At 38.7% G+C, this 14,291-nt stretch carries 9 protein-coding genes; 1 reads left to right on the top strand and 8 read right to left on the bottom strand.

Annotated features, from left to right (window positions below; genetic code table 11):
• Nucleotides 1-88: 88 nt before the first annotated feature.
• Nucleotides 89-1,699 carry an N-acetylmuramoyl-L-alanine amidase family protein gene (locus tag PO903_RS15275; RefSeq protein ID WP_273593839.1) on the bottom strand — a complete coding sequence of 537 codons (1,611 nt, stop codon included), beginning with the start codon at nt 1,697-1,699 and terminating at the stop codon, nt 89-91.
• Between the two features lie 583 nt (nt 1,700-2,282).
• Between PO903_RS15275 and PO903_RS15270 the strand changes: the two genes are divergently transcribed.
• Nucleotides 2,283-3,326 carry a glycoside hydrolase family 53 protein gene (locus PO903_RS15270; RefSeq protein ID WP_273593838.1) on the top strand — a complete coding sequence of 348 codons (1,044 nt, stop codon included), beginning with the start codon at nt 2,283-2,285 and terminating at the stop codon, nt 3,324-3,326.
• A gap of 170 nt (nt 3,327-3,496) precedes the next feature.
• Here the strand turns inward: PO903_RS15270 and PO903_RS15265 are convergent, their stop codons facing one another.
• The 7 genes from PO903_RS15265 to PO903_RS15235 all read right to left on the bottom strand — a co-directional run bounded on the left by PO903_RS15265 (nt 3,497) and on the right by PO903_RS15235 (nt 14,281).
• A complete protein-coding gene (locus PO903_RS15265; protein ID WP_273593837.1) occupies nt 3,497-4,969 on the bottom strand; it encodes a glycoside hydrolase family 32 protein in 1,473 nt (490 codons plus the stop codon).
• 147 nt (nt 4,970-5,116) lie between these two features.
• Nucleotides 5,117-6,094, bottom strand: a complete 978-nt coding sequence (locus tag PO903_RS15260) for a LacI family DNA-binding transcriptional regulator (RefSeq protein ID WP_273593836.1) — start codon at nt 6,092-6,094, stop codon at nt 5,117-5,119.
• Between the two features lie 261 nt (nt 6,095-6,355).
• Nucleotides 6,356-8,419, bottom strand: a complete 2,064-nt coding sequence (locus tag PO903_RS15255; protein WP_273593835.1) for a beta-galactosidase — start codon at nt 8,417-8,419, stop codon at nt 6,356-6,358.
• A 421-nt stretch (nt 8,420-8,840) separates the two neighbouring features.
• Nucleotides 8,841-9,719: a carbohydrate ABC transporter permease gene (locus tag PO903_RS15250; RefSeq protein WP_069328429.1), complete on the bottom strand. Its 879-nt coding sequence runs from the start codon at nt 9,717-9,719 to the stop codon at nt 8,841-8,843.
• Nucleotides 9,720-9,792: 73 nt separating this feature from the next.
• Complete coding sequence (locus tag PO903_RS15245; RefSeq protein ID WP_069328430.1) at nt 9,793-10,683, bottom strand: ABC transporter permease; 891 nt, start codon at nt 10,681-10,683, stop codon at nt 9,793-9,795.
• A gap of 177 nt (nt 10,684-10,860) precedes the next feature.
• Nucleotides 10,861-12,528, bottom strand: coding sequence for a type 2 periplasmic-binding domain-containing protein (locus PO903_RS15240; protein WP_069328431.1), 1,668 nt, complete (start codon nt 12,526-12,528; stop codon nt 10,861-10,863).
• 148 nt (nt 12,529-12,676) lie between these two features.
• Nucleotides 12,677-14,281: a response regulator gene (locus PO903_RS15235; protein WP_069328432.1), complete on the bottom strand. Its 1,605-nt coding sequence runs from the start codon at nt 14,279-14,281 to the stop codon at nt 12,677-12,679.
• Nucleotides 14,282-14,291 lie beyond the last annotated feature (10 nt).

The raw sequence follows: 14,291 nt of genomic DNA, 5'->3' as shown, positions 1-14,291 counted from the left end.
GACAAGTTCGTCATTAGTTTACCGTGGTTAATTACCACTCCATCTTAATAATGAAACAGTAGCGGTCGAATACATTTCCAAGATAACGTTATTCTACCCCTAAATATTCTTTAATACCTGCTACAACAGCTTCTGCTAATTGTTCTTGAAAGGCATCGGTATACATTAAAGCTTCATCTTTCGGACTACTTAAATATCCAGCTTCGATCAATATAGCAGGCATTTTCGTCTCGCGTGTCACATGAAGACTCTTCTGATGAATACCACGATCCGATAATCCTAGAGCTGCTACCACATGTTTATGCACGATTTGTGCAAGACTCAAGCTACTTGTACGGCTGTAATACATTTCTGTACCACTTGGAGAAACAGCAGAATCTGTACTATTTCCATGAATCGATACAAATACATCGGCATTCAGATCATTGGCAATCTTCACACGATCTGGCAAAGTAGGATAACTATCATCACTACGTGTTAACACAAAATCGATATTCGGCTCTTGTTCTAATAAAGCTTGAATTTTGAGTACGACTGGCAATGTAAAGTTTTTCTCATATCGTCCTGTCAGACTGATTGCACCTGAATCTTTACCACCATGACCTGCATCAATAACGACTAATTTCTTGCCATCTTTCCCTGGTCCAGAACCGGGTGTGACAGGGACAGCCGTCGAAGGTGTATCAGTTGGAGTCGTATTCGGATCGTTATTAGGATCAGAAGCAGGAGATGTTGAACCGTCTGGATTAGTGACTACAGGATCGGTAGACGTATTCGGATTACCTGATACCTGTGTGTTTCCGTTATTGGTGGTCGTTCCTGTTCCATTGTTGATTGTAGATGCTGGTTTAATTGCACCATCTAATTCGACAATGACTACACCTTTATTGTTATTGATCACTTTGTATTTCTGTGCGTTATTCAGATCCATCACGACACGCACTGTAGATGGTGCATTACTAAATAATGAATAACGGATACCTGCTACATCTGGATCACCTGCTACATCGACTTTTCCTACATTACCTAGATTCATTACTTTTCCATTTAAAAATGAATCTGAAAAAGCAGTTTTCGGTAAATCAAGCACGATACGATTCGGATTCGTCAGTGCGCTGTATTTAGGTGATGCTGTTCCATTTAACGTCACTGTTAAGCGACTATCACTAAAGCTAATCGCTTGCAAAGCAGAAGCATTGGTTGTATCTGCTGGTGTTGTCGTATCTGGAGTCTTATCAGGTACAGAAGGTTCTATTTTTTTAGGTGTAGTTAGAAAAACCGTTTTGACTGTATTGTCCCATTTGACTGTTGTTCCTGTATTTTCACTGATAAACCGAAGCGGAACAAGCGTTGTTCCATTTTGCAATAAAGGCGCTTCAGGTAGATCAATCAATTTATTGTCGACCGTAGCCACATGACTACCTGCTACAAGTTGTAATGTTGTTTTATCTTTTTTAATCGTTGCTGTCTGTGCCTTATTCGACCAGCTCACTTTGTAACCTAATTGTTCTACGATAACACGTAGCGGTACCATCACTGTTCCATCTACTGTCTCTACTTGTCCGCTTGCAGGTAGAGCTAACTCTTGCCCATCCAAATTAATATGAGTGCTCGCTGTAATGGCAGCATGTCCTGTCGAAGGCAAGACTACCATCAAAATCATGATCAGAGTTAGCATCCATAAACTTATTCTTTTCATATCATCCCTACCATTCCCTGGTTCACATTATGTATGATGCGATATCCCAGTCATTATTGTGATACAAGTGCCTATCCGATGAGTTCTATTGTGTGGGTAAAGGAAATACTGAATACATTATTTATCGGTAAGTTCAGACATAACCTTTAAACGATCGACACATTTTTATAACATTCTTGTTATTTATTTCGCCAATTGGGTATACAACTCCTTTTAAAAAGAAAAATCGTTTATAAAAAGAACAACTTTGTTAGCAAATAAAGGCATTTTATACGTAATGTTTACTATGTAGTAACAGTACTATCATAAAGTGTATGTCTACCGTTTGTAAATAATCAATATATATTTTTTAACATATTGTGTAAAAGCTATCTTTATATAGATATGATGTTTGATGTTCACCTAACTATAGAAATATTCATTTAACGAATCTTTATTGTCAAAAGTGCTAAAATATTGAGTTTTTATAGGTACCTTTCCTTTGACCTGCAAGCTACAATAAATCTTGTTCCTTCGCAAAAGGAATCTTTTTAAAACGTTTAATGTAAACGCATACAATCAAAAAGAACTGAGGAGGTTATTTATGTTCAAGTGGTCTGGTAAAATCATGAAACGTATATCTGGGGTTGTATTGAGTCTTTCTATTCTAACAGGATTAAGCTATAGTGTCGCTCCACTGACTTCTACAGCAGATGCGGCTACATTTGCCAAAGGTGCTGATGTTGGTTGGTTATCTGAAATGGAATCGTATAACTGGGCTTTTTATAATGATGCTGGCGTTAAGCAAGATGCTCTACAAATTCTTAAAGATCATGGAATGAACTCAATTCGTCTACGTGTATGGGTTAATCCTGCTAAAAATTTCTCTAATAAAGCAGATGTGATCAAACAAGCGGTTCGTGCTAAAAAAATGGGTTTCCGTATTATGATTGATTTCCATTATAGCGATGTCTGGGCTGATCCTGCTCATCAGACCAAGCCTAAAGATTGGGCTAGCAAAGATTTTAACGGATTAATGAAAGCTGTCTATGATCATACGTATGATGTGCTGACTGCTCTCAAAGCGCAAGGAGTTACGCCAGAATGGGTACAAGTTGGTAATGAAACGAACAACGGTATGCTCTGGGAAGAAGGACGTGCTTCTGCTAATATGAAAAATTTCGCCTGGTTAATCAATTCCGGGTATGATGCGACAAAAGCAGTCAATAGCAGTACAAAAGTGATTGTTCATTTATCTAACGGCTATGATAATTCATTGTATCGCTGGATGTTTGATGGACTCAAAGCGAATGGTGCTAAATACGATGTCATCGGAATGTCGCTTTATCCAGAGAAAAATAATTGGCAAACTTTGAATCAACAAACGTTAACCAATATGAATGATATGGTCGCTCGTTATGGCAAAGAAGTCATGGTCTGTGAAGTCGGTATGGATGCTAGTGATCCGGCAACGTCTAAAGCTTTTTTGACCGATATTTTGAACAAAACACGTTCTGTCTCTGGTGGTAAAGGATTAGGTGTGTTCTATTGGGAACCTCAGTCTTACGGTACGTGGTACGAATATACTAAAGGTGCTTTTGATGCTAAAGGGAAAGTGACGATTGCTTTAGATGCGTTTTTGAACTAAAAGCTGGGTCGGTTTCGTGCTGAAAAGGGAGAGCACTTCAGGGGCAGTATTGTCCTTGTCGTCGCTATTGATAGGAACTATTTAATGAGCAGGCGGAATATGTAGAAGGAAAAAGAGCTATTTAGGCTGTGTTGTTGACAGCACAATAGCTCTTTTTTAGATGAAATAGGTTATATCTGTTCGGGTTGGACTAGGTTCCAGATGTGTAAAGATTGTACTTGAGTGATACCGTTGGAATATAACGCAATACCTTGTGATTCTGGTTGTGGATAGATGCGTCCGGTCATTACTTTTTCGCCATCTTGTAAAAACACTTCCACTGAAGATAAATCTACAAAAATGCGTAGGTGTAGTTGACCTTCGGGTGTAATTAGCGAAGCGATCCGCTCACCGCCTGGTCCGATACCCGATTGGTCACGATTAAAGCGAAATAATTGTTCCAAAGGCGAGTAGCTGAGTACTGTTGTTTCTGCTTCACCGGTACGTAAATGTATAGCAAATTCTTCGGATTTGCTGACGTCGATATTCAGTTCAATCTCGTAACTTTCGCCTCTGTAATCCAGCACTTGTTGTCCTTGTACTTCAAATGATTCTGCATATAATCCTTCTAAGCGATATTGTTCCAATTCAGCAACAGGACGGAACAATAAGCGTTCACCGTCACGGATAACTTCGCGTGGTAACGTCATCGCTCCTGCCCAGTGATGTCCATTTTGGGTAGGCATTAATGCTTCCCAGCTATCCATCCAACCGATCATGATACGTCTACCTTGCTGATCGAGTGTGGTCTGACAAGCATAGAAATCAAAGCCATAGTCAATCGGAATATACTGTTTATAATCAAAAATGCCTGTATCAGTATCAAGCTTACCCAACATATATACGGTAGAATGTAAATTATGATAATTATTTCCTTGCGGCGACATTCGTTGTGGAGACATCATTAATACATCTACACCATCCAAATCGAACACATCCGGGCATTCCCAGTTGTCGCCCAATGTACCGTCGCTTTGTGCCATCACATTCATATATTCCCATGTATGAAGATCCACCGAGCGATAAAGTAAAATCAATCCTTTACCTTGATCATCATTGGAGCCAAGCACCATATAAAATTGTCCATTCCGTTCAAATACTTTAGGGTCACGGAAATCTTTTTGACTGGTATGTGCAGGAATTTGATCGGTATTAATGACTGGATTATGAGCATCTTTTGTAAACAGAATACCATCTTGTGATATCGCTAGATTCTGAACTTGATAATAGTCTTTGGTAATATCAGGTCCTGTCATAATATGCCCTGTATATAGTAGATATAGACTGTCCTTATGCTCTATCGCACTTCCTGAAAAACATCCATCACGATCATATTCTTGATCCGGTGCCAGAGCGACAGGTAGATGTCTCCACTCGATCAAATCTTTACTGACTGCATGTCCCCAATGCATGGGTCCCCATACTGGTTGATACGGATGATATTGATAAAATAAATGATATTCCCCTTTATATTGAACAAAACCGTTAGGATCATTGATCCATCCAAATTCACCCATAAAATGATAATGCAAACGATATTGATCGACTAGCAAATGTTTGGAATCAGCAACAAAATGATTGGCACGTTCGATACTATAACTCATTTTTTATCTTCCTTTCTTCTATTTAATAAGAAAAGTAAATATGGTTCGAGTAGATATCTATAAGTGACATGGTGTCATAATAAGAGTATAGATTGCCTGAAGCATCCTATCAATCGGTTAACATACATTTTATAAAAAACCTCCACACTACAGGGTGGAAGCTCTTTCAATAAGCTCAACATCTAATTGATTTTTGATTACATATTCTTCTTTGTTTATTTGTTGACTTAATAACTTAATCGCTAATTTCCCTATGTCTTCTATAGGTTGGCGAATCGTTGTTAAAGAAGGTGTGATCCACGGTGCGATACTGACATCATCATAGCCGATAACTTTAATTTGTTCAGGTACCTTGATGCCTAGCTCTATACATTCTTTGATCACATAAGCTGCAATAATATCACTGGTTGCAAAAACGCCATCCAGATCGGGATGATCGGTTAACAATTGACGAATCATTTTTTGATATTCTTGGTTATGAAAGACATTCGTATCTGTTTCGATAACAATATGTTCAACATTATGTACATTGACTACATCCAAAAAAGCTTTACTTCGCTCATTTGCAAGTAAATTCAATTGTAAGTTTCCACAAATATGAGCAATCTTTCGGCATCCTTGCTTAATAAGCAATTCGGTTGCCAGCTTTCCTCCCATATAATTGTCAGACGAAATGTAAGGAATATCTCCTATTTGCCGGTCAAACGTAACAATAGGGCTTTGCACATTCTGATATTGTTCTGTCTCCAGTGTATGGCTACTCATAATAATGCCATCTACTCGATTACCTCGCATCATATCAATATATTCTTTTTCTTTAACCGGATCTAGATGAGAGTTACATAACAATACCTTCATTCCATTTTCATAAGCATAATATTCAATCTGACTGGCAAATGCTGCGAAAAAAGGATGGGATACATCCGGCACAATTAATCCAATAATATTGGACTGCTTGTTTTTGAGAGAACGTGCAATTTCGTTAGGTTGGTAATTTAAGTGTTCCATCGAAGAGTACACTTTTTTACGAGTCTTATCACTGATATAACCCCTGTTATTGAGTACACGGGATACTGTTGTTGGAGTGACGCCAGCATGTTTGGCGACATCATGTATGGTCGGCATGTCTCTCCCCCTCTTGATAATTTGAATAATAAACAATAAATGTAAACGGTTTAACTTTCTCTTTATAGCGATATGTGTTTCTTTCAGATTTCAATATATATGAAAGCTCAACAATATTCAATGTTATTTTAATTGTTTCGACATATATTTTATTTTTAAAGCATTTTTACGACAATTATATATCAGATTAAAGATAAAAATTAAAATACATATAAAAATAAGGAAGGAATGAGTGATCCATTCCTTCCCTACTTTGATCTATTATAGGCTTCTTTTCAGTACACGAATTCCATATGCTGGAATCTCTATTTCTTTAGGTAATTCAACATGTTCTTGATCTTCTAATAGATCATAATAGGTCTGTTGATCCAATGAAATAGATTGTGCAGCAGAAGTGTAATTCTGAATAAACAGAAATTCATCTTTTTCATTCATACGTGAATGGGCAGTGACACCTTTAGGTAAATTTCCTGCTAATGTACGCTTGATTTCTTGACGATCTGTTAATTTTCCGATAAATGCATCTAAGAAATCATAGTCTGTACGAGCTGCAATATAGTAAGCTTCACCTGCTCCAAATGTATTGACTGTTAGTGCTGGACGATCTGCATAAAAGTCATTACCATATACAGCCAATGCTTGTGCATTTTCCAAATGGATAAGATCACAAAGTTCTTTCACATCATATGTTCCTTGCATTTGTAATTCATTGTTATCAGACATTTTCAAATGATTGCGCTCATGATCATGCAATCCATCGATTTCTTCTGACCAGATCCCTAGTACGTTGCGTAAAGGGCCCGGGAATCCGCCAAGGAAACATAAATCGGTCTCATTTACAATACCTGACCAGTACGTACTTACGAGTGTTCCGCCTGCTTCTACAAATTGCTCCATTCGTTCGTCTACCCCTTCACGTACCAGGTATAACATAGGGGCTACAACGATTTTGTACTTGGACAAATCTTGATCCATATCGATCACATCGACAGGAATACCACGTTCCCAGAAAGGACGGTAACAATTAAGTACAGTCTCATCATACTTCATACCGATATTACGAGGACCTTGACTGTCTTTGATTGCCCAGCGATTTTCCCAATCGTAGATTACTGCGACTTCTGCATTCACATGGCTGCCGACGATATCTTGCATACTGGATAACGCTTGCCCCACATCTTGTACATCTTTAAATACACGTGTATGTTCATGTCCTACATGATCGACTACAGCACCGTGGAATTTTTCGCTTGAACCACGACTTTTGCGCCATTGGAAATACTGCACAGAATCTGACCCGTGTGCAACAGCTTGTAGTGAAGATAACATATGCATATTAGGTCGTTTATTTTTACTGACTTCTTGCCAGTTGGTTAAGCTTGGTGTACTTTCCATCAATAAGAAAGGTTTTTGTTTGATCGAACGAACAATATCATGCATAAATGCAATACTTGCTCCCTGTACTTCATCTCCTGCTTGATCATGCCATGTTGGGTAACTATCCCAAGACAATACATCCAACAGATCAGCGAATTTCCAGTAGTTCAATCCATCGAAATTCCCTGTAAACATAAAGTTAGTCGTTACAGGCAGTAAACGATTGATTTTGCGCAAAGGTTCGATTTCATGACGGCAAAAATCTACTGTCTGATCGGTAACAAAACGACGCCAGTCTAAGTTCATACCATGCACTTGAGTCTCACCATGTGGAGCAGGTGATTCTACTTGAGACCAATCGGTATACGTATGACTCCAGAAGTTCGTCCACCATGCTTCATTTAGAGTATCAAGTGTTGTGTATTTGTTTTGCACCCAAGTACGGAAGGCATCCTGACAATAATCACAATGACATTCGCCACCGTATTCATTTGAAATATGCCATCCGATTACTGCTGGATGCTCTCCATAGCGTTCTGCTAATTTGGTATTCATGATATCGACTTTTTCACGATAAACTGGTGAAGTAAAACAATGATTATGACGGAATCCATGTAAATTACGTACACGATTCGCTTCTACACGTAAGACTTCAGGATATTTTGCAGACATCCAAGCTGGACGTGCTCCACTCGGTGTGGCTAACAAGGCTGAAATTCCATTCGCTGCAAAATTATCCAGTATGCGATCTAGCCATTCAAAGTTATATACACCTTCTTCGGGTTCTAATGCGACCCAAGAGAAAATACCTACAGACATTACGTTACATTTGGCTAATTTCATCAAACGAATATCTTCTTCTAAAATATCTGGACGATGTTGCCATTGTTCAGGGTTATAATCGGCTCCGTGAAGCATTTGGTTCCAAGTGGATTCAATTGTTGTCATGATGGGCTCCTTTAATGGTTAAATATTTGCTTGAGTTAGACCGCTCCAGGAACAAAATCATTCTTGTCGTCGCTGGTAAAGTCAGATATCTTGATTGACTGCTAGGCAGTCGATATCTGACTTTAAAGGCGAACGCTTTGCTCTTTCAGAATTGATTTTGTTCCCTGCGCTCTGATAAGGGAGCAACTTTTTAAAAGATAAAGTGCGCCCTTTGCATGGAAGTGGCAGGGGTAAGGATAGATGTTTAAAAGATTTTGGTTACTTTTTATACTTTTATACTTTTTAATTACATCATGATTAGTAAGAATAATTATTTAAAATATATCCTTTTGACAGCGATAAATATCTTTGTTTATTTGGTTTTCAATATATTGATGGGGTAGTACATAAACTAGCGTTACCATGTAATAATGAATGGTTACTATTCTTTTACCGAGCCTAGAGTCATCCCTTTAACAAAGAATTTTTGTAGGAAAGGATAGACGATTAAGATAGGTGCTGCGCCGATGAAAATTTGGGCGGCTTTGACGGTTGTTTGTGAGATCAATTCCATTTCTTTCGGGCTGGAGCTCATAGAACTCATATCTTGTTGAATAATAACGGTTTGTAAAAATGTAGCTAGTGGGAATTGGCTGGCATTGTTTAGATAGAGCAATCCATCAAACCAAGAGTTCCAATGGAACACCATGCTGAATAGTGTAATGGTTGCGATTGATGGTAATGAGATCGGTAAGTAAATGGTAAACAAGGTACGGAATGGTCCTGCGCCATCAATAAATGATGCTTCTTCCAGTTCTTTGGGAATACCACGGAAAAAGTTAAGCATAAGGATAACCAGGAATGTGTTCACTGCACCAGGCAATACCAGTACCCAGAATGAATCGATCAAGCCTAATTTCTGAATAACGATATAGAACGGTACTAATCCGCCGGTAAATACCATACTGAATACGAAGATCCATGAGTAAATATTACGTCCTTTAAATACCGAATTGTCTTTAGACAATGGGTAAGCGGCTAGGAAGGTTAGGCATAATGTAATCGCTGTACCAATTACGGTACGTAAGACAGATATCCAGATAGAATGTAAAAATACTGGATTAAACATCGTCTTTTTATAGGCTTCTAATGAAAATTGGATTGGCCACAAAGCGACTAGATTAGCATCTGCTGCTGCTTTGGAACTGAGTGAAATCGCTAATACATGCACTAAAGGTATAATACACATAATCGATAACAGGATAAGCAAAATCGTGTTAAATACATTGAAAACACGATATCCTCTGGTTTTGAAATACATATTCTCCCTCTTTCCTTTATGTTTCGCTTTTTAAATGATCCGTTGATGTTGTACTGAGGTTAATACATAACCTTTAGAATATACGGTAGTTCGCCCATTTGTACGCCAAACGGTAAGACAAGAGAATAAGAACCATACTGATCACAGATTTGAACAATCCAATAGCTGTACCAAAGCCCATTTCACCATTCAAGATCGCTGTACGATAGACAAAGGTGTCAATAATATCGCCTTTAGCATAGACAAGCGGGTTGTATAAGTTAAATATCTGATCGAATCCAGCGTTCAATACATTACCAAGTGCTAGTGTACCTACTACAGCTACCATTGGAATCATTGAAGGAATCGTAACGTACAAGGTTTGTTTGAGTCGAGTTGCTCCATCCATCTCTGCTGCTTCATAAAGAGAAGGATTGATACCTGCCAGTGTTGCTAAGAAAATGATTGTATTGTATCCAAATTCCTTCCATACATCAGATGCAATGACTGTGAACCGGAACCAGTCATTATCCCCGAGAAAGAAGATCGGTTGCACACCAAATGTGCTTAAAATACGGTTAGCGAATCCATCAGTTGCTAATAGATCAATCAAGATTCCGCCCAAAATAACCCATGACAGAAAATGCGGTAAGTAGACTAATGTTTGAATGGTACGTTGCAATTTAACACGACGAATCTCATTCAATAAAATCGCAAAAATAAAGGGAACAAATAAATTAAAAATCAGTTTGAGTACAGCAATCACTAATGTGTTCCAGATTACTTGTATACTATCTTGTCTTTCAAATAAATAACGGAAATTAGCCAGTCCTACCCATTCGGAACCTGTAAATCCTAACCACGGCTTATAATCTTGAAATGCCATCACAATACCTGCCATCGGTACATAACTGAAAATAAGCAAGAAAATCATAGATGGTAGTAACATCACATGAAACGGCCAAGTTTTTCTAAGTGTTTTCATTTCTCTCCTCCTAATACCTTTTATATCGTTTTTCCTCTATATTTCGATTTCTCTATATATTGCTTACTGTTATGGTTGTAATCAGTAGATAGGAAGAAAATAACGACTCTGGATAGAGTCGTTATTTTCTCATATCCTTTTATTGCATTTCGATCATTCTTAATGTATTACTTAAGATTATTTATGAACGCTCTTATACCAGTCATTTACTTCTTTGGTTACTTCGTCTCCACCTGACGTTTTCCATGTCTGTACAAAAGTATCAAATGAATCGATAGGTGATTTACCGTAAATGATTTCATTAAAAGTTTGACTCTCGATTTTGTTCAAATAGTCCATTTTTGTTTTCATGCTTTGTGTTGTTGGACCTGTAAACATATTTGGATAAGAACTGTCTTTCTGAGACATCAATACTTTAGCCGCTTCCGGTGTCAAAGGCCCATAGTTATTTTGAATATCACGTTCTAGACGAGTCTCTGCTTTACCACCATCTGCTAATTTAATCAAAGCATCCATTTGAGCATTAGGAATACGTGCGCCATCACGAACTAACAAGTAACGTACACTGTTCACATAACCGCCCGGGATATTTTCGCCTGTCAACAATTTGCCTGAAGAATCGACATCGTAGTCATATCCTTTGAATAGACCTTTATCAAATTCACTATTTGCTGAAGGATTAGCTAATTGATCAAACATATAGTTTTGGTACGTAAAGAATGCTTCAGGATGTTTCATGTTTTTATTGATCAATGTTACGCCGTTCGTTGTTGTTGTACCATGACGCATCGCTTTGCCATTCGGTCCAACAGGGATCGTGATGGGTTTCCATACTGCACTTGGAACGTTTTTCACAGTATCTTGTAAAGGCCATCCGCTCATCCAGTAAGGTCCTGGCAAAATACCTGCTGTACCTGCAACTGCTGGTTCAGAAGTTTTGTTTTCATCCCATAGTGCTGCTTCTTTCGGAATGTATCCTTTATCAAACCATTCTTTGATCTTCACCAGACCTTCTTTCATACCGGGTTGGATCGAACCGTATTGCAATGTACCATCAGAACCTAGATTCCATTGTTGAGGAATCGTTCCATAAGCTCCGAAGATCCACGAAGGATCACCCATCCATGTGTTCATAGAAGATTTGAATCCGATACTGAGTGGAATTACTTTATCTGGTGCTAATCCATCTGGATTATTGTTTTTGAAAGCTTCCATTACTTTTTCTAGCTCATCCATAGTAGTAGGCGCTTTCATATTTAGCTTGGTTAACCAATCTTGACGAATCCACAATACATAATCATGGTTGTATGCATAATCAAGTACAGGAATACCCATTTTTTTACCATCACGGATATAAGGATTCCATACATTCGCATCTTCAGACATTGCTTTTTTCCACGTATCTGAAGCGTATTTATCGAACAACGGTCCAACTTCGCTATACATACCGGAATCGATCAAATCTTGTGCAAGTTGCGAATCCGTATCACCGATTGTCACGACATCTGGCATTTCTTGTCCTGAAGACATTGCCAATCTGACTTTCGTTGCAAATGCACCGTTCGTATCGGTTACAGACCAGAGTGATTTGACATCAATACCGAATTTATCTTTTGCCCATTTGGTTGCTACATTATTTTCAGCAGATTCTCCATTTTTAAATTGTAAGGTTGGATCTACTCCCCACACTGTGGTGATGGTTACTGGAGGATCGTATTTCTCTTTGTATACGTTTTCAGTATTGACCGCCGCAGGTGCGCTTTCTTTTCCGCCTCCGCATCCTGCTAGGCTTGCCGCTACAAGTAGTGTACTCATGACGATTGTTGCTGTTTTCTTGATTCCCATGTTGCTCCCCCTTATTTTACATTCAAGCTTATTATTGCTCACGTTCGTTCATATTGTATGTTGCTTCTTGCTTACTTCTTAAGTATAGGTGCAAGAACATCAATCGCCTATGTCACGAATATAACATTCCTGCACCTTTTGCAATCATTTATGTTTCACGGAACTCATTTGGAGTCATTCCGTAATGTTTTTTGAACAATTTGCTAAAATATTGGGGGTTTTGATAACCTAACGCTGCGGTAATCTCATAAATTTTGCTATTGGTGTGTTTGAGCATATATAATGCTTTTTCCATCCGAATCCGAATAATATAATCGCCCAGTCCTTCACCTGTTTCTGTTTTATAGATTTTAGACAAATACACGGGATGAAGAAATACACGATCTGCAATCGTTTTGACGGATACATCTTGCCCTAGACTTTCAGCGACCATTTCTTGCACTTGCTTCACAATGCGGCTACGACTTGGTTCTAATGCTGAAGGTGTTCCTTGCAGTTCAATCCGGGTCAGCACACTATTACACCATAGACGAAGCTTGCTGAGTGAACCTGTAATCTGTTGCGCTGAAAAAGGGTCTAATCCTCCTGAATCCGAAGCTGCTAATTTGTAGCCATGATGATGTGCCATATACACCAGTGCATTACTCACTGCCAGATAGACTTCATACAAATGTTCATGGGTTAAGGGTAAGGACTCCATCGTATCAAGCACTTGATCGACCTTTTGCTTAGCGGCATTCCATTGTGCAGATTCTAACAGATGAATAAGCGCTGGCGGTTTGTAGAGCGATTCCATAAATTTCATAGCAGATGGACGCTCTAACGGTTGATGCTGTTCTTGAATAAAATGAATGCCTTGTTCTGCTGCTGCATAAGCCAGATGGGCAAAACGCATCATATGACGATAGGTCGATGACATTTCTGCCGGGAATACAAAAGGATCACTAACCCAGAAAGACAAATTCGTTTTCAAATAACGATGTACGCTATCTCTTAGTTCACGTATGTGTAGCTTATAACCCGAGTAGATCTGAGCATCATACTGCCATAAGATCACCAAACCTCCTTGTGGTGCTCTCCCTAACCAGACTCCTCCATGCGCACCTAGAATCTCATTTGTAATATTCCCAATCGCATATTCTAACAATCGAATTGCTTCTTCTGTCTGATCTTGGGTATACGACCCTGGAGGAACAAATAACATCTGCGCTGTATGATTTGGCTTAATTTGAATATCATACGTTTCTAAGCGAGATAACATACTACGATCAGAAGCTTCTCTGCCAAGCAGTAGATCATTTAGCAGACCATCTCGCAACAACTCAAGCTCCGATTGACGCTGATAAGCCAGCTGATTATATTTATCTGTCTGTCCCCACTCCGCTTCAATCTCATTCACTACACGACGAATACTTTCCATAAATGGATCATCATCAACAGGCTTGAGAATATAATCGCCTGCTTTGAGACGAATCGCTTTCTGTGCATATTCAAAATCAGAATAACCAGTTAACACCAGTGTACGAATATGTGGCCATGTATTTCCGATTTCAGCCAGTAACTCGAGTCCATCCCGATCAGGCATACGGATATCAGTCACTACGATATCAATATCATATTTTTTCAACGTTGTCAGTGCTTGATCTACTGAATCTGCACGATACACGTCTTCTATCCCTAATTCTGTCCATGGAATCGTGAGTTCTAAGCTTTCTGTAACATAAGATTCATCATCGACAAGTAAAATGTTCATAATTAACGGT

The organism is Paenibacillus sp. PK4536, from assembly GCF_028594455.2.
GTDB lineage: Bacteria > Bacillota > Bacilli > Paenibacillales > Paenibacillaceae > Saccharibacillus > Saccharibacillus nuruki.
Note: the sequence above shows the minus strand (reverse complement) of the source record. Positions and strands in the feature narration are given on the sequence as shown.